This window comes from Bacillus sp. 01N45 (assembly GCF_056399205.1).
Genome location: NZ_JBFTQW010000001.1, coordinates 325076 through 348567, shown reverse-complemented (window position 1 = coordinate 348567; position 23492 = coordinate 325076). Strand labels below are relative to the sequence as shown.

Annotated in this window: 30 protein-coding genes, 1 pseudogene and 2 riboswitches; of the genes and pseudogenes, 20 read left to right on the top strand and 11 right to left on the bottom strand. The window is 34.6% G+C overall.

Annotated elements, in window-relative coordinates; translation table 11 throughout:
* Positions 1-300: 300 nt before the first annotated feature.
* From AC1DMU_RS01725 to AC1DMU_RS01710, 4 genes are all read left to right on the top strand, one after another.
* Positions 301-1593 carry a GGDEF domain-containing protein gene (locus tag AC1DMU_RS01725; RefSeq protein WP_142291805.1) on the top strand — a complete coding sequence of 431 codons (1293 nt, stop codon included), beginning with the start codon at positions 301-303 and terminating at the stop codon, positions 1591-1593.
* 90 nt (positions 1594-1683) lie between these two features.
* Positions 1684-2820 carry a serine hydrolase domain-containing protein gene (locus AC1DMU_RS01720; protein ID WP_141542696.1) on the top strand — a complete coding sequence of 379 codons (1137 nt, stop codon included), beginning with the start codon at positions 1684-1686 and terminating at the stop codon, positions 2818-2820.
* A 4-nt stretch (positions 2821-2824) separates the two neighbouring features.
* Positions 2825-3703 (top strand): NAD(P)-dependent oxidoreductase, encoded by an 879-nt coding sequence (locus AC1DMU_RS01715; protein ID WP_088064338.1) that lies wholly within the window; start codon positions 2825-2827, stop codon positions 3701-3703.
* 5 nt (positions 3704-3708) lie between these two features.
* Entirely contained in the window at positions 3709-4041 is a 333-nt protein-coding gene (locus AC1DMU_RS01710; protein WP_087985115.1) for a DUF3909 family protein, read from the top strand.
* 51 nt (positions 4042-4092) lie between these two features.
* Here the strand turns inward: AC1DMU_RS01710 and AC1DMU_RS01705 are convergent, their stop codons facing one another.
* The 6 genes from AC1DMU_RS01705 to AC1DMU_RS01680 form a co-directional block, all read right to left on the bottom strand.
* Positions 4093-4368: a hypothetical protein gene (locus AC1DMU_RS01705; protein ID WP_000054671.1), complete on the bottom strand. Its 276-nt coding sequence runs from the start codon at positions 4366-4368 to the stop codon at positions 4093-4095.
* A gap of 310 nt (positions 4369-4678) precedes the next feature.
* Positions 4679-5191, bottom strand: a complete 513-nt coding sequence (locus AC1DMU_RS01700; RefSeq protein ID WP_088064337.1) for a 1,2-dihydroxy-3-keto-5-methylthiopentene dioxygenase — start codon at positions 5189-5191, stop codon at positions 4679-4681.
* Positions 5169-5807: a methylthioribulose 1-phosphate dehydratase gene (locus AC1DMU_RS01695; RefSeq protein ID WP_000811328.1), complete on the bottom strand. Its 639-nt coding sequence runs from the start codon at positions 5805-5807 to the stop codon at positions 5169-5171. The genes AC1DMU_RS01700 and AC1DMU_RS01695 overlap by 23 nt, the downstream gene beginning before the upstream one ends.
* Positions 5804-6463: a 2-hydroxy-3-keto-5-methylthiopentenyl-1-phosphate phosphatase gene (locus AC1DMU_RS01690; RefSeq protein WP_088064336.1), complete on the bottom strand. Its 660-nt coding sequence runs from the start codon at positions 6461-6463 to the stop codon at positions 5804-5806. The genes AC1DMU_RS01695 and AC1DMU_RS01690 overlap by 4 nt, the downstream gene beginning before the upstream one ends.
* The gene (mtnW, locus tag AC1DMU_RS01685; protein ID WP_087985114.1) at positions 6460-7704 is read right to left on the bottom strand and encodes a 2,3-diketo-5-methylthiopentyl-1-phosphate enolase; all 1245 of its coding nucleotides are present in this window, start codon (positions 7702-7704) and stop codon (positions 6460-6462) included. Before mtnW ends, AC1DMU_RS01690 begins: the two co-directional genes overlap by 4 nt.
* A gap of 64 nt (positions 7705-7768) precedes the next feature.
* Positions 7769-7874: riboswitch (SAM riboswitch) on the bottom strand.
* Positions 7875-7938: 64 nt separating this feature from the next.
* A complete protein-coding gene (locus AC1DMU_RS01680; protein ID WP_476941457.1) occupies positions 7939-9117 on the bottom strand; it encodes an aminotransferase class I/II-fold pyridoxal phosphate-dependent enzyme in 1179 nt (392 codons plus the stop codon).
* A 14-nt stretch (positions 9118-9131) separates the two neighbouring features.
* Here AC1DMU_RS01680 and AC1DMU_RS01675 point away from each other — a divergent pair, with 14 nt between their 5' ends.
* From AC1DMU_RS01675 to AC1DMU_RS01660, 4 genes are all read left to right on the top strand, one after another.
* Complete coding sequence (locus AC1DMU_RS01675) at positions 9132-9995, top strand: carbon-nitrogen family hydrolase (protein ID WP_142291813.1); 864 nt, start codon at positions 9132-9134, stop codon at positions 9993-9995.
* A 71-nt stretch (positions 9996-10066) separates the two neighbouring features.
* Positions 10067-10209, top strand: a riboswitch (SAM riboswitch).
* Between the two features lie 90 nt (positions 10210-10299).
* Entirely contained in the window at positions 10300-11481 is a 1182-nt protein-coding gene (mtnK, locus tag AC1DMU_RS01670; protein ID WP_088064335.1) for an S-methyl-5-thioribose kinase, read from the top strand.
* On the top strand, positions 11478-12539 hold the full coding sequence (gene mtnA, locus AC1DMU_RS01665; RefSeq protein WP_088064334.1) for an S-methyl-5-thioribose-1-phosphate isomerase: 1062 nt from the start codon (positions 11478-11480) through the stop codon (positions 12537-12539). The genes mtnK and mtnA overlap by 4 nt, the downstream gene beginning before the upstream one ends.
* Before the next feature lie 68 nt (positions 12540-12607).
* Positions 12608-12745 carry a YvrJ family protein gene (locus AC1DMU_RS01660; protein ID WP_000393345.1) on the top strand — a complete coding sequence of 46 codons (138 nt, stop codon included), beginning with the start codon at positions 12608-12610 and terminating at the stop codon, positions 12743-12745.
* Positions 12746-12839: 94 nt separating this feature from the next.
* Here the strand turns inward: AC1DMU_RS01660 and AC1DMU_RS01655 are convergent, their stop codons facing one another.
* Positions 12840-13616, bottom strand: coding sequence for a 3-hydroxybutyrate dehydrogenase (locus AC1DMU_RS01655; protein WP_000258444.1), 777 nt, complete (start codon positions 13614-13616; stop codon positions 12840-12842).
* Positions 13617-13811: 195 nt separating this feature from the next.
* On the opposite strand from AC1DMU_RS01655, the gene AC1DMU_RS01650 reads away from it, so the two are divergent.
* The 4 genes and pseudogenes from AC1DMU_RS01650 to AC1DMU_RS01635 all read left to right on the top strand — a co-directional run.
* Complete coding sequence (locus AC1DMU_RS01650) at positions 13812-14144, top strand: PadR family transcriptional regulator (protein WP_000107987.1); 333 nt, start codon at positions 13812-13814, stop codon at positions 14142-14144.
* Positions 14144-14911 carry a DUF1129 domain-containing protein gene (locus AC1DMU_RS01645; RefSeq protein ID WP_088064333.1) on the top strand — a complete coding sequence of 256 codons (768 nt, stop codon included), beginning with the start codon at positions 14144-14146 and terminating at the stop codon, positions 14909-14911. The genes AC1DMU_RS01650 and AC1DMU_RS01645 overlap by 1 nt, the downstream gene beginning before the upstream one ends.
* A gap of 13 nt (positions 14912-14924) precedes the next feature.
* Positions 14925-15686: a DUF1129 domain-containing protein gene (locus tag AC1DMU_RS01640; RefSeq protein ID WP_088064332.1), complete on the top strand. Its 762-nt coding sequence runs from the start codon at positions 14925-14927 to the stop codon at positions 15684-15686.
* A 10-nt stretch (positions 15687-15696) separates the two neighbouring features.
* A pseudogene (locus AC1DMU_RS01635) lies at positions 15697-15833 on the top strand (DNA-binding protein); the annotation flags it as partial.
* Between the two features lie 15 nt (positions 15834-15848).
* Here AC1DMU_RS01635 and AC1DMU_RS01630 read toward each other — a convergent pair.
* On the bottom strand, positions 15849-16466 hold the full coding sequence (locus AC1DMU_RS01630) for a DUF955 domain-containing protein (protein ID WP_087985107.1): 618 nt from the start codon (positions 16464-16466) through the stop codon (positions 15849-15851).
* A gap of 160 nt (positions 16467-16626) precedes the next feature.
* Here AC1DMU_RS01630 and AC1DMU_RS01625 point away from each other — a divergent pair, with 160 nt between their 5' ends.
* From AC1DMU_RS01625 to AC1DMU_RS01615, 3 genes are all read left to right on the top strand, one after another.
* Entirely contained in the window at positions 16627-16920 is a 294-nt protein-coding gene (locus AC1DMU_RS01625) for a DUF3928 family protein (RefSeq protein WP_000288327.1), read from the top strand.
* Between the two features lie 110 nt (positions 16921-17030).
* Positions 17031-17480, top strand: a complete 450-nt coding sequence (locus AC1DMU_RS01620; protein ID WP_000540530.1) for an NUDIX hydrolase — start codon at positions 17031-17033, stop codon at positions 17478-17480.
* 139 nt (positions 17481-17619) lie between these two features.
* Complete coding sequence (locus tag AC1DMU_RS01615) at positions 17620-18795, top strand: acetyl-CoA C-acetyltransferase (RefSeq protein WP_000552069.1); 1176 nt, start codon at positions 17620-17622, stop codon at positions 18793-18795.
* A gap of 31 nt (positions 18796-18826) precedes the next feature.
* Here the strand turns inward: AC1DMU_RS01615 and AC1DMU_RS01610 are convergent, their stop codons facing one another.
* Positions 18827-19552, bottom strand: coding sequence for an AAA family ATPase (locus AC1DMU_RS01610; RefSeq protein ID WP_000567976.1), 726 nt, complete (start codon positions 19550-19552; stop codon positions 18827-18829).
* A 10-nt stretch (positions 19553-19562) separates the two neighbouring features.
* Positions 19563-19832: a hypothetical protein gene (locus tag AC1DMU_RS01605; protein WP_088064331.1), complete on the bottom strand. Its 270-nt coding sequence runs from the start codon at positions 19830-19832 to the stop codon at positions 19563-19565.
* A gap of 148 nt (positions 19833-19980) precedes the next feature.
* Between AC1DMU_RS01605 and AC1DMU_RS01600 the strand changes: the two genes are divergently transcribed.
* Positions 19981-20709 carry a DUF4184 family protein gene (locus tag AC1DMU_RS01600; RefSeq protein WP_088064330.1) on the top strand — a complete coding sequence of 243 codons (729 nt, stop codon included), beginning with the start codon at positions 19981-19983 and terminating at the stop codon, positions 20707-20709.
* Positions 20710-20745: 36 nt separating this feature from the next.
* On the top strand, positions 20746-21510 hold the full coding sequence (locus AC1DMU_RS01595; RefSeq protein ID WP_048546181.1) for a CREC-EF hand family protein: 765 nt from the start codon (positions 20746-20748) through the stop codon (positions 21508-21510).
* Positions 21511-21556: 46 nt separating this feature from the next.
* Here the strand turns inward: AC1DMU_RS01595 and AC1DMU_RS01590 are convergent, their stop codons facing one another.
* A complete protein-coding gene (locus tag AC1DMU_RS01590) occupies positions 21557-21988 on the bottom strand; it encodes a DUF3997 domain-containing protein (protein WP_000758773.1) in 432 nt (143 codons plus the stop codon).
* Between the two features lie 131 nt (positions 21989-22119).
* Between AC1DMU_RS01590 and AC1DMU_RS01585 the strand changes: the two genes are divergently transcribed.
* The 3 genes from AC1DMU_RS01585 (at position 22120) to AC1DMU_RS01575 (ending at position 23429) form a co-directional block, all read left to right on the top strand.
* Complete coding sequence (locus AC1DMU_RS01585; protein ID WP_000769076.1) at positions 22120-22575, top strand: RDD family protein; 456 nt, start codon at positions 22120-22122, stop codon at positions 22573-22575.
* Positions 22576-22756: 181 nt separating this feature from the next.
* Positions 22757-22855, top strand: a complete 99-nt coding sequence (locus tag AC1DMU_RS01580) for a hypothetical protein (protein ID WP_000145657.1) — start codon at positions 22757-22759, stop codon at positions 22853-22855.
* A gap of 64 nt (positions 22856-22919) precedes the next feature.
* A complete protein-coding gene (locus AC1DMU_RS01575; protein WP_000218424.1) occupies positions 22920-23429 on the top strand; it encodes an SDR family NAD(P)-dependent oxidoreductase in 510 nt (169 codons plus the stop codon).
* Positions 23430-23492: the final 63 nt, after the last annotated feature.

Below are 23492 nucleotides of genomic sequence, written 5' to 3'. Positions count from 1 at the left end.
TAAAAAAATACATGTAATATATTCTACTTACATTTTGTAAGTTGTCGAATTTAAGAATATAATATCTTTATTTTAATTGTCAAGTTTTAAAGAGGAAGCTAGGGCATTCATACAAACGATACAATTCCTATAATCATACACTAGAAAAGGAATTTATAGAGAAAAAGCGAAAAGAGCATTCTCAATTAGCTTGTTAATATGTATCCCTCACTCATTAAAGTATTTAGAGAACAGTCTTTTTATAAAATGTTTGTGAGGAATGCAGTAGAACAAGATATATGAAGTGAGTGAAGACTAGTGATGAACATACTACATTTTTTATTAGAGAATACGGTTTTCCAAAATGTATTACAAGATCTTCAGTTAAATGTCCTTTATATAGAAAATGGATGTACACATCAACAAACGATAGAAAATATTCATCCAAAATGTATGTTTATAGCAAATAGTTTTGAAGAAGGAGAATTATTGTTTCAGAGAACAAAACCACATATTGTAATTATGTATGTAACAGAGTTTTCTCAAATAAAATATATAAAGAATATGTATAATCCACAGAGTACATTTATTGTCATTTGGGATCAACAGATAACAAGCGAGTTTGCAGAGGTGCTTACGTTAGGAATACGTAATATTGTGATAGCTCCTGTGACTCCACAAATGGTGTTAGAGGAAGTGAATAAGAGTTTGTATCAGCTTTCTTTAGTGCGGCAAGTAAGTTTGCAACAAGAATTACTTCAAACGATGTTTGATTTTCAAAATGATCTATTATTTATAGTAGAAGACGATGAGATTGTTGATTGTAATACAAATTTTTTAGAGTTTTTCGGATATGAAAATTTATTTGCCTATCGTGAGCAACATTTAGTATTTGCTGAACATTTTATTAGAGAAAACGGATACTATTCAACAACTCACGATATAACATGGTTAGATGATACATTATCATATGATAGAAGAATTAAGATGTCCAATTATGAAGGGGAAGTGTCAACTTTTTTATTGCGCGCGACACCACTGCCAGAAGATTTATCAAGATTTATTGTGAAGTGTACAGAGATTACAGAATTAGATGAAATCTATCAAGAACAAGAAAGGCTTGCTATGATAGATTCGTTAACAGAGATTTATAATCGTTTGAAGTTCCAACAAATACTAGAGGCAGAATGGGATAATGCAATGCGTAACGATGAAAAAATAGCACTTATTTTATTTGACATAGATAATTTTAAAATAGTAAATGACACGTATGGCCATGATTTTGGTGACTTAGCATTAATTCAGCTTGCAGAGCTTATGAAATCTAAAGTGGAGCAGCAACATGTATTTGCAAGGTGGGGAGGAGAAGAATTTATTATATTAGTAACTAACACAGTAGAAAAAGAAGCATTTCAGGTTGCGGAATCATTACGATTTTTCATTGAAACAAAGCAGTTCTCCGGAATTTCGAAATTAACAGCGAGTTTTGGAGTTGCGTTATATGAACAAGGGATTACAAGAGAAGAATTAATGCAACGAGCGGATATTGCATTATATGAAGCGAAAAAAAATGGAAAAAATCAAGTGTGTGTATATAGAAAAGAAAAAATGTAATTTTTCGCAACAAATTGTTGCGATTTTTTTTTATTGTTTGATAATAGAATAGGGGGACAATTTTTAGCGAAGGAATTATGGAGGATTAATATGATAAAAAAAGTAATGGTCATGGCTTCACTGTCTGCTATAGTTGGCGGCGGAGTATACTATTTTCTTGTTAACCCCAATATAAAGGAAAACACTGTATTAACAACTAAAGTGAATCCTACTATTGAAACGGAAGTACAAGGGAATATAGAAGAAAAAGAAGAGCAACAAATTGATTATGTTAGCATATCTCAAAAATTAGATCAATATTTAGTCGGAAAGCAATTCAATGGAACAGTTTTGGTAACAGATAAAGAGCATGTTATATTGAATAAAGGATATGGGTATGCTGATGTTCAAAATAAAATAGAAAATACGCCTCACACAAAATATCGTATCGGTTCTATTACGAAAACAGTTGTTGCCACATCTATTTTACAGCTGCAAGAACAAGGGAAATTGAATATTCAAGATAATGTAAATAAATATATTCCTTCATTTCCGGAGAATAAAAATATTACGCTGTATCATTTATTAACGCATACCTCTGGTTTACCTGAACATGCAAAAGGCAATGTTAATGCTGCTTCCCGTTTACAGTTAATTAATTGGATTGGACGTCAAAATTTAGAATTTCCTGCAGGAACAGGTTGGAGATATACAGATTATAATTATATGGTGCTTGCTTATATAATAGAACATATATCGAAAAAACCTTTAGGAGATTACATAAAAGAAAACATATTTGTAAAAGCAGATATGTATGAATCTGGTATGGGAAATATGGTACCTGGAGATAAAAATTTTACAAAGGGTTATGTGAAAAAAAATCAAGAGCTTGTACCAGCGCAGAAGTTAGGCATGGATTGGCTATATGGTTGTGGTGAGATGTATACGACAGTTGGAGATATGAAGAAATTAGACGAAGCAATTATAAATGGAAAACTTCTTTCTGAACAAAGTATACAAGCAATGTTTTCACCTTCAGCAGAACGGAAATATGCATTTAGTTTTTATATATATCCAGATTATTTTCATAATCATGGTGTATTATCTGGTTGGAACACTTTCAATAATTTTAATAAAGAAAAAGGAACTTTTGTTATGTTATTTTCAAATGTGAAAAATAGTATGGATGATGACTTTAATAAAGAGTTCCGAAAGATGGTAAATGATTTATTAGAACAAAGGGGATGAGAAAATGGAACATAAAACTTTATCAATAGGTTTCATTGGTATTGGCGTAATGGGAAAAAGTATGGTTTATCACTTAATGCAAGATGGTCATAAAGTATATGTATATAATAGAACGAAAGCAAAAACAGATTCTTTAGTGCAAGATGGTGCACATTGGTGTGATACACCGAAAGAGTTAGTGAAGCAAGTTGATGTTGTAATGACGATGGTTGGGTATCCACATGATGTAGAAGAAGTATACTTTGGGATAGATGGAATTTTGGAGAATGCAAATGAAGGCACGATAGCAATTGATTTCACGACATCTACACCAACATTGGCAAAACGTATTAACGAAACCGGTAAAAGTAAGAATGTATATACGTTAGATGCGCCTGTATCTGGAGGAGACGTTGGTGCGAAAGAAGCAAGGCTCGCAATTATGGTCGGTGGCGAAAAAGAAATATATGAAAAATGTTTACCGTTATTTGAAAAACTAGGGACAAATATTCAGTTGCAAGGACCAGCTGGAAGTGGACAACATACAAAAATGTGCAATCAAATTGCGATTGCTTCTAACATGATTGGAGTATGTGAAGCTGTTGCTTATGCGAAAAAAGCTGGACTAGACCCAGATAAAGTATTAGAGAGTATTTCAACGGGAGCAGCAGGTAGCTGGTCATTGAGTAACTTAGCTCCCCGAATGTTAAAGGGAGATTTTGAACCAGGGTTTTATGTAAAGCATTTTATGAAAGATATGAAGATAGCTTTAGATGAGGCTGAAAAATTGCAATTGCCAGTGCCAGGTTTAAGTTTGGCGAAGGAATTGTATGAGGAGTTAATGAAAGATGGGGAAGAGAATAGCGGAACACAAGTTTTATACAAAAAATACATAAGGGGGTAAATGAGATGGATCTTCAAAAATTTGATGAGATGATTGATACTGTTCAGCGAACAACTTGTATACAAATTAGTGCAAAACAAAAAGAAGCTTTTAAACAAAAATATGATTTTGAGCCGGAATTCGAATATGGAAGAGATGAGAAGGGGCATTATGTTATTCGAGCTTCAAAAAAGATGTTAGAAGAAATGGATTTTTATTTGGCATTGAAATATGATCGAGATGGGGTTGATCTTTATATGCAAGCAGAGATTGACGGTATATGTCACGTATCTGTTAGCTATAGTGAAGATGTCCTACATTTACAAGAATTGTTTCAATTTCTAGAAGAAAATAAATAAAAGTCCTCATTTGAGGACTTTTATTTATTTAGGTATATTTAATTTTTATAATTATAAGCTAGAAGCTCGGCGGCATCGTTCAATTGGGAATGGAATAACTTGCGCGATGTGATTAGGACCAAATTGTTTTGCACGAGCATGGCGTACTATATAAAATGCACACAGAATTGAAACAGGAATAGCGCCGAATAAACCGAAAAATAAAGCGCTTACACAAGATGCGACAAAACCTAAAACACCAACTTCTAACTCTTCCATAATAGCTCCTAGAATAACAGGAAGTGCTCCACACGTAACCCCTAGTATAAGTGCGATAAGTAAACTCATGATTATCCCCCTCTGTTTGCGATATTCTTTTCCTTTTTATTTAATAGTAGTATACCATACGTAAAACAGAATTTTCAGAAAAAATTCAAAAAAAGTTCAATAAATGTTCAAAAAGTGTTCAGAAATACACTTAAAAAATAGAAGGGGGAGGTTGTTTTTTTTGAACGAAAGGAATCGTATAGTTAGGTACATAAAAAATCAGGCTTATTTCATTTTTTGAAATAAGCCTGTTCCATAGGAGGATGTATATATGTAGAGTGAATAAAAGGTTGGAAAAGGGGATCCAAGTCCTTTTATTCAACTAACTACCTTAATAAATTGGAACCCAGCCTTCAGTTGTAACAAAAATACGAATAGCTACAACTTGACGATCATCTTGCAAGGTAAAATAGTGTCTTGCATTTTCTGGAACAGATATGAGATCGCCTGGCTCAAGTTCAACGTCAAAGAATTTGCCATCTTTTCCTTCAATGGCAAAGATGCCATGTCCACTAACAATAAAGCGAACTTCATCATCGGTATGATGGTGTTCTTTTTGGAAATTAATTAATAATTCGTCAAGGTTAGGTGTGCTATTTGAAAGTGAAATTACATCATGTGCTTTATAACCTCGGCGCGCTGAAACATCAGCGATTTCTTTTGAAAACACAGCTAATATTTCAGCCTTGTTTTCATCTGTTAACGAATAATTTTCATTTAAATAAGTAGGAAGTTTAGAGATGTTCCATTTCTCATATAAAACGCCTTCCTCTTGTAGAAATTTAGATACTTCTACTTCATTTTCTATGCGAGTATTTACTTCATGAATACGAATTTGCACCATTAGAAACGCCTCCTTGAATTGATAATAGTTTTATATGAAATTGGAATAAAAACTCATAAGCTTCTAATCTTTTCTTTGCATCAAAGCTATCTCGGCCCCATACGGTAATACCGTGGTTACGAATTAATACTGCTCCCGAATCTCCTTGTATGTGCTTTCGGAAGTTTTCTCCAAGCGTTGGGATATGGGCATGGTTTTCGATAATAGGAATGTGAATTGTTGCACCTTCTTCCCAAATATCGAGAGCTTTAATAATTTCTTGATTTTGAAGGGTGACTGCATCACTATATAAATTTGTGATGACATTATTATCAGTTGTATGAACATGAAGTACGCACCCAGCATTCGTATTGTTATAAATATGTGTATGCAATATTGTTTCTGCTGAAGGGCGTAATTCAGTCTCTAATACGGGAACCCCTAGATGATCTACTAATAGAAAATCATCTGGAGTAGTTTTTGTTTTATCTTTACCACTTGCTGTAATAAGAAAAGTAAGTGGCTCATGACTAACCTTTATAGAAATATTACCACTCGTTGCTGGAAACCAATTTCGTGTTGTTAATTCTTTTTTTATCTCGCTTAAGTCATACCATTGACGAAAAAGTTGTTTCATGATTTCACCTCCAACAAATGTTTTAATTGGGTTTGAACATCGTGAAATGTTTCAAACGGTGTATAAGCAATATAATTCTCTTCACACTTTGTAATAAGGAAGTCACGAGCGAATACTTTATCTGCTTGTTTCGCAGCTTGTAAATCAGTAATTGAATCTCCAATCACAATATGGAAGTCATTCGTATCACTTAATTTACGGATTAAAGATGATTTGCATAATCCGCAATGATTTTGACAATGATGATCACAAGGATGAGGCCACTTAACTGTAATGAATTCACTTGAAAAGTCTGTTTCATTACAGTAAATTTGCTCTTTTGGAATGATTCCTTGTAAGAGTGGATAGACGAAGAAATCCATTCCACCTGATATAACGTAAAAAGAAATGTTATTTTCATTTACAAATTGTATAAATTCATAAAAACCACTACGGATTTCAGCAGTTTTTATTAAAAATTGAATCATATCATCGTGTAGACTAGTAGGTATTAATTGAAATAATTGAGAAACACCTTCTTGAATAGACAGCTCTTGTGATAAAATTTTATTCTTTACTCCTTCGGCTTCTGGTGGTGCGAATTTTTCCATAATGGACATAATGTTATCATTATTTGTAATCGTGCCATCGAAATCACAAAATACTTGAATACTCATAATTTCACCCCATGAGAGGGATTTCCCCATATTTGTAGTGCACTATGCAAATTTATGTCATCTACTTCATGGAGTGGTGTATTTTGCAAAGTAGCATTAATTGCAGTACGGAAAGCTTTACCGCCCCCTTGCGCCCCACTCGGATGTCCATGTATCCCGCCGCCAGCATTAATAACAACATCTTTACCGAAATCTCGTACAATAAAGGGAACGAAACCAGGGTGAATACCAGCAGACGGAACAGAAAAACTCTTCTTGAAAAATGCATCGTCTTCAGTTAAATGTTTTGAGATGGCAAGAGCCTCCTCTTTTTCTAGTGCAACACTTCCGTATGGAGATGGGAATAATGAAAAGTCAGCCCCAGCATAACGTAGTAGCTTTCCTAGTAATAATGGAGAGGAAACTCCATATAACTTGGATGATGAATAAGCACCACTTACAGCAGGATGTGCCATAATAGGAACTGGGATTTCATCATCTTCTGCAAGTGATTGTAGTACATCTAGTCCGTAAGCAAATACATTAAATAATAGAATATCTGCCCCAGCTTGCACTGCGCGTTTCGCATTTTCTTTTAAATCAAAAGTTCGTCCTGTTAAATTTACGGCATATAACGTTTTATGTCCGTATGTTTCATATACGGATTGTAAAACTTCTTTTCCAGATACAATGCGTTTCGTAAGTGGTGTTAATGTATTCTCAAATAATATTTCATCATCTTTTACTATATCTACACCACCAATTGCTTGATCGCGTAATTGCGTTTTTAAATACCCAATATTTCGTCCAATCATTCCTTTAAAAATACTCATTAAAAGGGGACGCTCATGCACTTGTAAAAGATTTCGAATACCATCTATCCCGAATTTTGGACCAGGGAAATATTGTTTTAACTCGTCTGAAAATGTTAAGTCGATTAATTTCACTTCACCATCAAGTGATAGCTTTCCGAATGTAGTTGTTAAAATTGCTGGTAAGTCCGGACTGAAGTTTAATAAAGGATATTCGATTTTAATAATCCCGCGTTTAACTTTTTTACGTAAATACGAATTGGTATGTTCTTGTTCAGCTAGTTCCTCAACATGAATGACGTTGCCTTTATGCTGTTTTAATTGTTCTTGCAATAAGTGTGGCAAATGAGTCCAAGAGCCAATTGTTAAACCGAGTGCAATTTGCTCGGCTTTTTTTTCTAAGTTATGTGAATCATCATGGATTAAATACGTTGCTATAATTCCGCTCATTGTTAAAACCTCCTAGTTAAATAAAAAAACCTCTCAGCTAAGGAGAGGTTTTTTTACAACCAGCTCCTTATCTGTCAGCATAATGCTGCGAGAATTAGCACCGTGTCTACAATTGTAGATCGGTTGCCGGGTTTCGTCGGGCTCGTCCCTCCACCTGCTCTTGATAAGAAGTATTTAGAAATGTTTAAATTTTTAAGATAACTGAATTTTGTCAGATATTTTTCATGTTGTCAATTACTTTTTGAAAAAATTTAATTTATCAATTCGATTAATGGCTTCTCTTAATCTATCTTCTGTATGCAAGAGACCAACACGGACATACCCTTCGCCATGTTCACCAAATCCAACACCAGGAGCAACTGCAACGTGTGCTTTTTCTAGTAAAATATTAGAAAATTGCTCAGATGTATATCCTTTCGGAACAGGAAGCCATGCAAAGAATGAGCCTGTTGGAATGTCTACATTCCAACCAATTGAGTGACAAGCTGAAACAAGAGCGTTTCTTCGAGATTCGTAACTATTTACAAGGTCTATTACGCAAGACTGTGAACTTAATAGTGCTTCGCGGGCAGCATCTTGAACTGCACCAAAAATACTAACATACATATGATCTTGTAATAAGTTAATTGTCTCAATCACACTTTCATTCCCCACAGCAAAAGCGATGCGCCATCCAGCCATATTGAAAGTTTTCGATAGAGTGTAAATTTCAATACCTGTATTTTTAGCACCGTCTGCTTGCAAGAAACTAACAGGTTTTTGACCATCGAATCCAATAGCACCGTAAGCAAAATCATGAACGACTAATATATTATGTTCATTAGCAAAATGAATGGTTTCATCAAAGAAACCTTTTGATGCAGTAGCACCGGTAGGATTATTTGGATAGTTTAAAAACATTAACTTTGCATGCTTAGCGGTAGCGGCATCAATTTTTGTATAATCTGGTAAAAAATTATTTTCTGCAATAAGCGGCATTGTTTCAAATTGTGCTTTTGCTAAAGCAACTCCTGATAAATAATCTGGATAGCCTGGATCTGGAACGAGAATAGTATCACCAGGGTTTGTAAAACAAAGTGGTAATTCTACTAATCCAGCTTTTCCACCAAACAAAATAGCAACTTCTGTTTTTGGATTTACTACTACATCATATTCGCGTTGATAGAATGTTGCCACGGCTTCTTTTAAACTTTCGTGTCCGCGAAATGGTGGGTATTTATGATGAATGGTCTTTTCAGCAGCATCTTGTAAAGCTTTTACGATATGCTGCGGTGTTGGTTGATCTGGATTACCTTGACCTAGATTAATAACATCGTGACCATCTGCAACGACTTTGTTAACTTTTGCAACAAGTGAAGCAAAAAATTGTGTAGGCAATGATGTTACTATCTCAGAAGGTTGAAATAATTTCATACTTTCCACCTCTTTTGAAAGTTGTTACAATTCTAGTGACAAATGATATAATCTTTCCAGTATTTTGTAAAGAAAAAATTAAGAATGGGGCTGACAAAATGAAAGTCGCATGTATTCAAATGGATATTGTCTTTGGAGATGTAGAAAAAAATATTGAGAATGCTAAAAATAAAATAAGCGAAGCGATGAAGGAAAGACCAGATGTGATTGTCTTACCAGAACTATGGACAACGGGATATGATTTAACGAGGCTTACTGAAATTGCAGATAGGGATGGATTGCAAACGAAAGAAAAGCTGAAAGAATGGTCGAAGCAATATGGTGTACATATTGTCGGTGGGTCTATAGCGAAGCAAACAGAACAAGGTGTTACAAATACAATGTATGTGGTAAACAAGGAAGGAGAACTAGTCAATGAATATAGTAAAGTGCACTTATTTCAGCTTATGGATGAACATAAATATTTAATCGCTGGAAATAGTACAGGTGAATTTAGGCTAGATGATGTAGAGTGCGCCGGCACAATTTGTTATGATATTCGTTTTCCAGAGTGGATGCGCGTTCATACTGCGAAAGGTGCAAAAGTTTTATTTGTTGTAGCAGAATGGCCATTGGTTCGTGTAGCGCATTGGCGTTTGTTATTGCAAGCAAGAGCAGTTGAAAATCAGTGTTATGTTGTTGCATGTAATAGGGCAGGAAAGGATCCGAATAATGAGTTTGCCGGTCATTCTTTAATTGTCGATCCTTGGGGCGAAGTTGTTGTAGAAGCGAATGAAGAAGAAGCAATTTTATTGGGAGAGCTTCATTTTGAGAAAATTAAAGAAGTACGCAAAGGAATTCCAGTTTTTGCAGATCGTCGTCCAGAATTATACAAATAAAATGTTGACAAGTGATTTTTATTCTTGGTATAGTCTTCAACATAAAGTTAAAAATTCAAAAAATTATACAACTCTTATCAAGAGCAGGTGGAGGGATTTGGCCCGATGAAGCCCAGCAACCGACCGTAATACCATTGTGAAATGGGGCGTTTATTTACGCCAAAAGGCACGGTGCTAATTCCAGCAGAAAGTAAACCTTTCTGGCAGATAAGAGGGGAGAAGATAAACTTCAAACCTCTTTCTTTGTGGAAAGAGGTTTTTCTACGTCAGAAAAACCTCTGAATTAAAAAAGGGGGAGAAGACGATGGGATATTATTCATTAACTGAAACGACAGCTATACAATATGCGAAAGAACACGGTTATTTTGAAAAGAAAGCAAATGTAGTTTGTCATGAAATTGGAGATGGAAATTTAAATTACGTGTTCAAATTAGATGATGGAGAGAAGTCTATTATAATAAAACAAGCACTGCCATATGCGAAAGTAGTTGGTGAGAGCTGGCCACTGTCTATAAAAAGAGCGACGATTGAAAGTAAAGCATTACAAATTTTTGCGAAGTATGTGCCGGAATATGTGCCGGTAGTGTACAGTCATGATGAAGAGTTAGCAGTAACAGTCATAGAAGATCTATCAAGGCTAACAATTGCAAGAAAAGGATTAATAGATGGAGAGGAGTACCCGCTTTTATCCCAACATATTGGTCGCTTTCTAGCACATGTGTTGTTTTATACTTCAGATTTCGGTTTACAATCAGAAGAGAAAAGGGTACTAGAAGGTGCATTTGTAAACCCAGATCTTAGTAAAATCACGGAAGATTTAGTGTTTACAGATCCGTTTAGTCATTATGATACGAATGATTATGAACCAGAGTTACAACTAGCGGTGGATGAACTATGGAGTGACAAAAATTTAAAATTAAAAGTAGCACAGTATAAATATAAATTTTTAACGAGAAAAGAAGCGCTTATTCATGGTGATTTACATACTGGTAGTATTTTTTCATCCCCTGCTGAAACGAAAGTAATTGATCCAGAATTTGCAACATATGGTCCATGTGGATTTGATCTTGGCCAATTTATTGCAAATTTATTATTAAATGCACTATCCCGTGAAGAGGAAAAAAGAAGTGTGCTATTTTTCCATATTGAGAAAACATGGAGTTATTTTGTAGAAGCTTTTACGAAGTTATGGATTGGAGAAGGTGTAGAAGCATATACGAAAGAGAAACAATGGTTGCCAATTATTTTGCAAAATATTTTTACGGATGCCGTTGGATTTGCCGGATGTGAGCTTATCCGTAGAACAATTGGCTTAGCGCATGTAGCTGATTTAGATGGAATAGCAAATAAAGAAACGAGAATTCAAGCTAAGAAACAAGCGTTATCCTTAGGTAAAGAACTAATAAAATATGAATCTAAGAGTGCTGATATTCAACTGTTCCGAACATTATTTCAACAGACAGTTTCTGGAGGGATAAAAGCATGAGTACAATTGTTACTGTTCCGAGATCTGTCAGTTGGAAAGGTAATGCCATTGCAGTATTAAATCAAACAAAGTTGCCGCATAGTACAGAATACAAAACATTAACGACGATTGAAGAGGTATGGAAAAGTATTGTCATGCTAGAAGTACGAGGAGCACCTGCAATTGGAATTGTAGCTGCATTTGGCTTGGCACTTGCATCAAAAAAATATAATACTGTACATATGGAAGAATTTCAAAAGAAGTTTAATAGAGATTGTAATTATTTAGGAACGTCACGCCCAACAGCAGTCAATTTATTTTGGGCAATCGATCGTATGAGAGAATCAATTCGAGAAATTACTACAATAAAAGAAGCACAAAAAAAATTAGAAGAAGAAGCGCTTCTCATTCAGCAAGAAGATGAAGCAGTATGCCGGAGTATTGGAGAACATGCATTAACATGTTTTAAAGATGGTGATCACATTTTAACAATTTGTAACGCTGGAAGCATTGCAACTGCTAGATATGGTACTGCATTAGCACCGTTTTATATTGGGAAAGAAAAAGGTGTACGTTTACATGCGTATGCGTGTGAAACGAGACCGGTTTTACAAGGCGGGCGTTTAACGACCTGGGAATTAAAACAGGCAAATATTGATGTAACACTTATTACCGATAATACGGCAGCTCATGCTATTCAAACGAAAGAAATAAACGCGATTATTGTAGGAGCGGACCGAATTGTCGCAAATGGAGATACAGCAAATAAAATCGGAACAATGAATTTAGCTATATTAGCAAATTATTTCGATATTCCATTTTACGTTGCAGCTCCGTTATCTACGTTTGATATTACGAAACAAACAGGTACAGAAATTGTTATTGAAGAAAGAGATGAAACCGAAGTTACGAAAATTTTTGGAAAACAAGTGGCGCCAATTGGAACTGATGTTTATAATCCTGCATTTGACGTAACACCGAATGAATTAATTACAGGTATTATTACTGAAAAAGGCATCATACACGGAGATTATAAACGGGAAATTGCATCATTATTTGAAAGACAAGCTAATACATAATAGCTTGTTTTTTTTATGCCTAAATGTTTTCTTTTCTCTTATTTATATAATGGAAGGAGGCGGAAAAGATGGAAGAGTGGATCAGGATGGTAGGTAATGTAGGGTTTCCGATTGTTGTAACATTATATTTACTCCATCGTATTGAAAGTAAATTAGATGGGGTAATTGTTGCAATCGAGAAACTCCCTAAACAATTACTAAAGTAGGAAGGTCCTCGCGATAGAAAGTAAAATAAAGTTTGCTCTTCGTGAGCAAACTTTATTTTTTACCCCGCATTAATGGGCAGTAAAAGCCTTCACTTTATTGAGCAGTATAACCACCATCGATAACAACGGCTTGTCCAGTTATACCTCTTGCTTTTTCACTCGCTAAAAACATAGCATAATCAGAGATTTCTTGTACTTGCAATAAGCGTTTTTGTGGTACAAGTGGATAAATAACATCTTCTAAAACATTTTCAAGTGGTACATTTCGTGTAGTAGCTAAATCTTGTAGTTGATTACGTACAAGTGGGGTATCGACATAACCAGGACAAAGCGCATTAACGGTAATTCCGTGAGTAGCGCCTTCTAAAGCGGCAACTTTTGTTAATCCGATTACGCCATGCTTCGCGCTATTGTAGGCGGATTTTCCTGCAAATCCAACGAGGCCATTAATGGAGGCTACATTAATAATTCGGCCATACTTTTGTTTTTTCATGATTGGGAAGGCATGCTTAATTGCGATAAAAGGAGCGATTTGCATAATTTTAATAAGTAGTTCAAACTTTTCAGTTGGAAAGTCTTCAATTGGTGAAACGTGCTGCATTCCTGCGTTGTTAATTAATATATGTAATGAACCGAAATGAGTAACGGTTTGAGAAATTGCAGCGGTAATCTCTTCTTCAGATGTAACATCACATTTTAAACCGATAGCTTGATAGCCTTCTTTTTGTAATTGTTCAGCAGCTTCTTTTGCACGTTCTTCAAGACGATCGGTAATCACAACTTTTGCACCTTCTTTTGCGAAAGCGTTTCCCATTTCATAACCAATACCGCTTGCAGCACCTGTTAAAAAGACAACTCGATTTGTAACCATGGTGAAAAACATCCCTTCGTAATAAAATTCTCATATTGCTCTATTTAGAGAGGGGATAATAAAAATCCTGCAAAGATTTGGAAAAATATTGTTAGCTATCTTGTTTTGCAAAATAGCCTCTGCTATACTATTTTGTAAAGCAAGATACTTACGCTTATCTATCTTGTAAAACAAGATAGTGGGAGGATTTGAATTATGTCGACAAGTCAAATGCTGAAAGGGATTTTAGAAGGATGCTTACTTGCTATTATTTCTGAAGGTGAAATATACGGTTATGAAATGAGTGAAAAGCTAGCGAAGTATGGCTTTACTATGGCGAGTGAGGGAAGTATTTATCCGCTATTAATACGAATGCAAAAGGAAGGATTAATAACAAGTGTAATGAAGGAATCTCCATCTGGCCCAAAGCGAAAATATTATACATTAACAGAAAAAGGCGAGGAAGCACTTAATGAATTTATGGATCGCTGGGAAGCGATGCAAAGTAGTGTAGAGCGTCTACTTGAGGGGAAGGGGAGAAAAAAATAATGTTATCAAGTGAAGCACGAAAGTTTTTATTAGATATGAGATTATTTTTAGTGGCAAAGGGTGTGAAAGAAAGCGATATTGAAAATTTTATAGAAGATGCAGAACTTCATTTAATCGAGGGTGAGAGTGATGGGAACAGTGTAGAAGATATTTTCGGAAGCTCACCGAAAGAATATGCAAATGAACTTGTAAAAGTAATGGAAAGAGATAGACAGGAAACGTGGAGACAAATTGGTTTTACAGTAATGAATATTGTATCGTTTTGGATTATTGCTTCTATCCTAATAGTGAATAACGGATTATTACAGATCTCACTTATTCAGTGCGTTGGGTATAGTTTGTCATTGATTTTAGTTGTTATAGGTCCTAATTTTTTACTTCGCAAAATGACCTTCGTAACAAGCTTTACAAAAACGTGGTTTTCTATGTGGTTTTTAGTTATGGTAGCGCCAATGTTTTTAATGGGGGCTGTTACGATACTAGATGTAATCTATCCTACCAAAACGTTTACATTCACCCAAACGCAAAGTTATATATTAGCTGGAGCTATTTTTATGATCACAGTAGCGATAAATATATATTTTGAAGGATGGTTTAAAAACTTATATTTAATTATTCCACTTTCGATTATGTTACTGTTTAAAACATTTACATCAGAAGATCTCGTGCCAATGTTATTTCAAATTATATGTTTATACGGAAGTTTGTTTATTTTAATTTTCCTTGAAATTATGATGAAGACGAATAGAAGAGAAACGGTTAAATAAGGGAGGGGTTATCATGCAGATTTCCAAAGAAGGAGAAAAGTTTTTAATCGATACGAAAGTGTATTTAATAACAAAAGGAATGAAAGAAGAAGATGTGGACGCTTTTATAGAAGATGCAGAGCTTCATTTAATAGAAGGTGAGAAAGAGGGAAAGACGGTAACGGATATATTTGGTGATTCACCAAAAGAGTATGCGGAAGAATTGGCGAAAGAGATGGAGAAGGATAAAGGTGGGAGTATAAAGAGTATTCTTGCGATGATAATTGGTATTGGCGGGTATTGGATATTAACTCATATTTTATTTAATAATCCAAATCAGCAATTTACACTAACGAATATACAGTTAATTGGCTATCCTATCGTCTTAATCATTACGATTATTGGAACCATTGTTGCGTTTAGAATGTCTTCTTTTAAAAATAAATTTGTAGAGTTCGGAATTATTTACATAATAGTAATGGTTCCCATTTTATTATTAGTATTATTGATGTTTGTTGATAAATGGTACGGTACACCTATTTTGCAATTATCGACAATGCAAACATATATATTAGCAGCAAGTATCTTTTTATTACTTTTCGTTGGAGAAGTGTATGTCCTTGGTTGGATGGGTGTTTTGGTGCTAATTGTTCCTTTAGCGATTATGTTTATATTTAAAGGATTAGAAGAAAAAAATGTATTTTGGGGAATTGCAAAGATATTACTTATGTATGGAAGTATATATGGGTTAATGAGATGGTCTTTAAAAATTGAAGAGAGAAAAAGTGTAAACTAGTATTTCAAAAAAGTGGCTGCTCTGGATATACAAAAAATTATTTCCAAAGAAATACTATATTTTGATTTTTAGAGGGATTCGTTTTAGGTGTATAGTGTATCCTTTGCAGCCGGTATATCGTTTATTAATTGGAATAAATTGTTTTAAACAGTAACATGACAGTTACTGTTTTTTTCTTTGTAATAAAGAACTTTGTAAAGAGAGTGCTTTTTGTTCGTTTGTTAATAAGGATTGAATATGGACGTTTTCAGGACGAGGTACGATAGGGTACATAAGATTTGTTGGAGAAGGATGGTGCTCCGAGCCAGTTGGGGAATGAGGATCTGCGTGAGTAAGTTTTCCATGAACACGTCTTGTAAATAAAATATGACCGACTTCGTGAGCGAGCGTATATATATTTTTCATGGGAGCAGCCGAATTTGTTAAAACGATATAACCAGTAAGTTGCTGTTGTTTGGCTAAAGAGTACGCGCAGGCAATTACGGCTGTTTCTTTGAAATAATCACTGCCAATATAACAAATGTAAAGGTCGCATTCAGGAGCTTCATTTACACATGTTTGGAAAAAGGATGCTAATTTTTCCTGACTTTGAATAGAATTTTTATAACTAATTTCACGGTCAGAAAAACGAAAAAGTTCATTTAAAATAATTACGTCTTTAATTTGAAATGTAATGGGGTGCCAAATTGATTCTGCAACTGCTAAATCTTTTGCAATACGGTCATCAGAAATATCGGCGCCTGGAGTAATGCAAATACATATATTGACGTATGGATCCATAAGGAACACCTCAACTGAAAAAATTCTTTCTATAATATATGTTGGGAAAAGACCCTATGTATGGATAAAAGCCTTGTTTATTACAAGTCGAAAAAATTTCATAGTTCTATAACATGGTGTGGTCATCTTTTTGATATAGTAAAGAAAAGGGGGAGAATATATGTATACATTAAAAATCGTTTCAGACAGAGAAGCACTTTATCAATTTGCGAGTTATGTAAGAGTTGTACAAGGGGTTGAAGATGTATATGTAGAGGTGGGAGAACCTTTATATGAACATCCATTAATGAAGTTTTATGTACATATTAAGCTGGAGGAAACATATGAGCAACATAAAGCGTTACAAGAAATAGCAAGATTAGTAGAATTAGGGCGTTTTACATACGTTCATTATCGTAATGATGAAATTGAAGAAGCTTTTGAAGCTGTAAAATATGAAAGTTTTAAGAAATAAAAATGGAAAAAAGGAAGCGAAAGCTTCCTTTTTTTTCTTGGAAATTACATCAACAAAAGGAGAAGAATTTTGTTATGATAAGGGAGGGTGAGGAAAGGAGAATTTACATAATGGGGTATATTGAAGAGTTACGCAAAGTTGTTGGGACAAGACCACTTATTCTCGTTGGATCAGCAATAATTATACTAAATGATAATCAGGAAGTATTGCTTCAATATCGTTCAGATACATATGATTGGGGTGTACCTGGCGGCGCGATGGAACTAGGAGAAACGACGGAAGAAACTGCTCGCCGAGAATTATTCGAGGAGACGGGATTAACTGCAAAAATAATGCAATTTCTAGGTGTCTTATCAGGAAAGGAAGTATATTTCCGTTATCCTAATGGGGATGAAATTTTTAATGTTATTCATCTGTATCAGGGGCATCATGTGAGTGGAGAATTAAGGCTTGATCATGAGGGATTGAAGCTTCAATATTTTCCGGTAGATAAGTTACCAAAATTGAATGAAACGACAGAGAAAATTTTACAAAAATTTTTATATGCATTAACAGAATAGAAGGTTAATTCCTTCTATTTTTATTATATTAAATATTTTGATTTTTTAGTATGTTTATAGTATGATAGATGCAGACATACATCTTATGGAATTTCACCTAAAAACTGACTAGGGTACATAAGAGAGGGGCAAGTGCAAAATGCATAATGTTGTTATTACAGCTGCAGTTCGTTCGCCAATTGGAACTTTTGGAGGAGCGCTAAAAAATGTAACGCCAGTAGAATTAGCGGTTCCTGTACTTCAGGAAGCTGTAAAACGAGGCGGGGTAGAACCACACGAAGTTGATGAAGTAATTTTAGGTCATTGTATTCAAAGAACTGATGAAGCAAATACTGCAAGAACAGCTGCATTAGCGGCAGGATTTCCTGACACAGTTACGGGTTATACAATCCAACGCCAATGTTCTTCAGGTATGCAAGCAATTATGTCAGCTGCAATGCAAATTCAATTAGGTGTAAGTGATGTTGTTATTGCAGGTGGAGTAGAAGCAATGAGTTCAAGCCCTTATGCATTAAAACAGCACCGCTGGGGACAACGTCTACAGCACGGAGAAATTCGTGATACGGTGTGGGAAGTACTAGAAGATCCGATTCATCATATTATGATGGGTGAAACGGCTGAAAATTTAGTTGACCAATATGAAATTACAAGAGAGGAACAAGATGAAGTTGCGCTTCGTAGTCATACATTGGCACTGCAAGCCATCGAGTCTGGATATTTTGACGAGCAAATTGTTCCTATTACGATAAAAGAACGTAGAAAAGAAATAGTATTTTCGAAGGATGAACATCCACGTGCAGATATTACAGCGGAAAAATTAGCAGGATTAAAACCAGCTTTCCGTAAAGATGGATCTGTAACGGCAGGGAATGCATCTGGCCTTAATGATGGAAGTGCGGTTCTAGTATTAATGAGCGAAGAAAAAGCGAAAGAAAAAGGCTTACAACCGTTAGCTAGAATTGTTGGATATTCAGTAGCTGGAGTAGATCCGAAAATTATGGGTATTGGACCAGCACCAGCAATTCGTAAAGGGTTAGAAAAAGTAGATTGGTCATTAGAAGATGCTGATTTACTGGAAATTAATGAAGCTTTCGCGGCTCAATACCTAGCTGTAGAGAAAGAATTAGGTTTAGACCGTGAAAAAGTGAATGTAAACGGTAGCGGTGTAGGACTTGGACATCCAATCGGTTGTACAGGAGCTCGTATTACTGTAAGTTTAATTCATGAATTGAAGAGACGCGGTTTAGAAAAAGGAATTGCTTCTCTATGCGTCGGTGGCGGTATTGGGGTAGCATTATTTATAGAAGCACTATAAAAAAGAAGCAGCAATCGCTGCTTCTTTTTTATTAAGAATCAAATAAATGATGAAATAATCGATCACGATTTTCAAAGAAAAGTTTTGTCGTTTGGTAATGCTCGGTTTCTTCTAATGTGGATTCATGAATCCCTTCTTGTGTTAAAGAATATATAGTGGATTCAGGATAAGCCATTAAAATAGGAGAGTGCGTCGCGATAACAAATTGTGAACCTTGTTCCGCTAGTTCGTGCATTCGAATAAGCATGGAAAGTTGCCTCATTGGTGATAGAGCGGCCTCAGGCTCATCTAAAATGTATAAACCTTGTCCTGAAAAACGGTTCATAAATAAGGAAAAGAATGATTCACCATGGGATTGTTCGTGAAGTGAAACACCGCCATAAGATTTTATAGCGTCTATCTCATCAATATAAGAAGCAACGTTATAAAATGATTCAGCACGAAGAAAGAAACCGTCGTTTGGTGTATTGAAACTTTTAGAAATTCGAAGGTATTCATGTAAAGATGAATGTGAATCGTTTGTGCTAAAGCGGAAATTCTTCGTTCCACCTTCTGCATTAAATCCTAAAGCGATTGCAATTGCTTCGAGTAATGTTGATTTTCCCGTTCCGTTTTCTCCAATAATGAATGTTACATTTGGATGGAAGGCAAGTGATTGTAAAGTTCGGATAGCGGGTAGACAGTAAGGATATGCGGAAAAACTAGGGATATTTTCTTTTTTTAATGTGACATTTTTTAAAAAGGGTACGTCAATCAATATATAAACCTCAATTCATAACGGATTTTGATTCTAAAAAAGCAGCAAATACAAGGGTAAGACAGCTTGCAAATAGTATTGTATATTGAAGTGCGCCAAAGCCAAGACCTTCCCAGCCTAAAGTCATTCTCTTCCATATGAAAATAAAAAAAACGCTTATAAAACCAACGAGAGCAGGCATATATTTTATAATTTTTAAGTGCTTCCACAGAAAAAAGCCGATGTATGTAAGTACAAAGAAGATAAGCAGAATGAGAAAAAAGGCAAGTGTTAATGACACGTGAACCTCTCCTTATTTTCTGAATATTTCATGTGGATTATAACATGTAAACTATCATATTCCAATGTGAAAATAAATATTGCATCAAGATCAATTCTCTCGTTATGATAGATGGTATTCTATTGAAGATATGAAAAGGAGTTAAAACATGCCGTTTACATTTGCGCATCCAGCAGCAGTTCTTCCTTTTGTGAAAAAGCGTTCTCAATATATTTCAGTAACGGCTCTTATATTAGGCAGTATGGCGCCTGATTTTGAATATTTTTTACACTTTAGACCGTATGGTGTTATTGGGCATACATGGCTTGGATTCTTATATTTAAATTTACCACTTGTATTTCTGTTAGCATATATGTATCATTACATTTTAAAAAAGCCGTTTATAACACATTTACCTAAACCATTTGCTGGCTATTTTGCATATGCAGTAGATGAGAGGTGGGGGCTTCATACATGGAAGGATTTCTTTGTATTTTGCTATTCTGCTTTATTTGGTATGCTCACGCATGTCGTTTGGGATGCATTTACTCATAATACAGGCTATTTTGTTACGAAGATACCATTGTTACAAAGAGGATTACATAGTATCCCGGTGTATAAATATATGCAACACGGGAGTACATGTGTTGGTTTCTTATTACTATTATACGTACTATGGAAGTATAAAGATGAAACAGGGAAAGATTTTATGATAGCTTCAGAAAAAAGGAAGTATTGGGTTTCGGCAATCATTTTCGCAGCTCTAGTATTTATCGTTCACGCATTAGTAGATCCCTATTTTCATATTTTCCAAATAGGGGGTATAATAGTATCTGGACTGACAAGTTCCTTTTGTGGAATTCTCATTGTTTCTATAGTCTACAAAGCAAAGGACTAATTTATATTAATGAATGATAGTGTTAGGAGAAATTATATGATGAAAGCATGGAAAAATATTTTTGTTTTATGTAGTTTTCTTCTTATGTTAAGTGGTTGCTTCCATCAAGAAGAAAAGAAAGTTGAACCGAAGAAGAAAGAATCTATTCCTGAAACAAAAGAATATGGTGGGCGTGAGCTGAAAAAAGTAGGACAAAAAGTGAAAGAAACAGGGTGGGGTACTTTTAAGTTAGAACAGATTCAATCTGTAAATCAAACATTTGAAGTAGCACCAATGAAAATTCACATACAAGATGTAAAAGTAATCTCTTTATCGCAGATGAGTAAAGATGCAAAAAATGCATTAAAAGTATTTACGGCATTAACTCCTGAAGAAGTAAAGCGTAGATTAGGAGATAAAGTAAGTCAAGAAGATGCGGAGTTATATGCATCGATAAGTGGTACAGAGATTAGTGATACGATTCGTTACGTTGAAATTACATATAAGGTGGAAAATAGCGGGAATAAAAATATGCAATTTTTCTCTATGAATGATGTTACGATTAATGATAAGCAACATTTTAAAGTAGCAACTCAAAACTTTTTATATGATGAAGATACGCTCGTTGGTACAAAAAATGTATCAAGGGAAGACTATAAGCCTGGTGAAACAAGAGATGGTATTATCGGCTTAATACTTGATGATGGAAAAGAAAAGGTAAAGGATATTAAGTTTACAACAGATAATGTAGTCGCAGCAGATACAGAAACGCAAGATGTTGTAAAAGAGGCACAAACTTTTAATATCTCACTTTCTGAGTAGGGGATTTTTAAAAACATAAAAGAAAAAACAGTCAGCGTTAAAAATATTATGCTGACTGTTTTTTCTTTTCTTTTATGTATGAATCTACATTTTGAAAAGGTACCTTAATTTTAAATGCATCTTTTTGTTCATTAAATTGCTTTTCATTATAAGGACCAAAACGTTTATTATGCTTTACGTCAATAATCCAATAATGCTCACTTTTTTTATTTGCAATTGCTCCGTCAGGGTTATTCGGATCTGACTTTTCCTCAATTTGTTTTGCAATAATGTATTTATCATCCCAAGCTATGTCTGTAATTTTTGCAGGAATGTATTGTGTGGCATATACAGCATCTTGCGATGGGAAAAGTTCAAATGCATTCCCAGAAGTACGTATGAGTTCGTATTCATCGTTAATCGTATAAGTTATATGATTTGTATTTCCAGCACAACCGGCTAATAGGAATGCGACGAATAGGATTATCCATTTTTTCAATATGGGAACCTCCTTTACAATGCTGTTGTAACACATTGTACAAGAAAAGTAAGAGAAACGCTAGTTTACAATGTTTTTTAGAAGTGGTACGATGAGACGGGTAAAGAAGGATATGAAGGAGTCGACATAAAATGAAGTTAAAGATGCATCGTCCAGCGCTTGTAATGAATCGCATAGGTGCTTCCCTAATTGACATGTTTTTAATCTCGGTTATGTATGGTGCAGTAGTAGCTATTATGACCGGAAATTATAGTGCTATTTTTAATCGCTTTAATATTAGTTTTGGTGATTATAGATATGATCTCGCAGTAGTTTTTATATTAATGGCGATATATTTTATTTTGGTACCCTTTATTTGGAACGGTGTTACACTTGGTAAAAAGGTAACGAGAATAAAATTAATTTCATTGAAGAGTGAAAAGTTAACATTACAAACATTAATTATAAGATTTTTTGTATTGTTATTACCGAACATATTGCTACTTGGAATTCCGATATTATGTAACGTATATATGATGTTATTCCGCAAAGATAATTGTGGTTTTCAAGATTTAATTACAAAAACAAAAGTGATAAGTCTTGTATAATAAAACAGAGACCTTTTTATACATAAAATAAGAAGGTCTTTTTTAATTATATAAATATATTTTAAAGGATATATAATAAGAAAAAGTTAATCCATATCATTTTTGATTTCAATAGATTGAAAATTAAGAAAATTTTATAATGATTAAAATAATATCTTTATATAATAAGGGGGAAATTGAAATGACTGGGGGTAGCGTAATCTTTTGGGGGATTTTAATTTTCATCGGTTTAGTTTTCGATCAGCGTAATAGTAAGAAAAAAGAAGGAGTAAAAAAGTAATCGCTTACAAATTAATAAGCAACTTTTCTTGCTTGCAGACTAATCTCATAAAGGAGTATACTGAATGACGGTAAGACTTATAGAAGGGGTAATGAAAATGAAGCTTGCAGGAAAAGTTGCTATCGTAACTGGCGGTGGCATCGGTATTGGACGTAATACAGCTCTTTTGTTGGCTAAACAAGGCGCAAAAGTAATTGTGACGGACATTGATCAAGAAAGTGGACAAGCAACAGTGGAGGAAATTACGAATCTAGGCGGAGAAGCACTTTTTGTATCCTATGATATGGGAAAGCAAGGAGATTGGCAACGCGTTATCAGTATTACTTTGAATGCATTTAGTCGCATTGATATGCTTTTTCAAAATGCTGGTTTATATAAAATAGATTCTATTTTTTCTCGCCAACAAGAGAACGATTCCAATGTACTTTGTATTAATGACGTTTGGATAGAGATAAAACAATTAACGTCATCTTTTATGAAACAGCAAGAAGAAGTGGTGCTGAGTGACTTACCGATTTTCGGTATTATTGGCACGAAAGGACAATCATTTCATACAGTAGAAGCCCTCGTATAATAATGAAAACCGCCCTCAAAGTATGTGGACGGTTTTTTTGTATGTTATACAGAGGAAAATTAT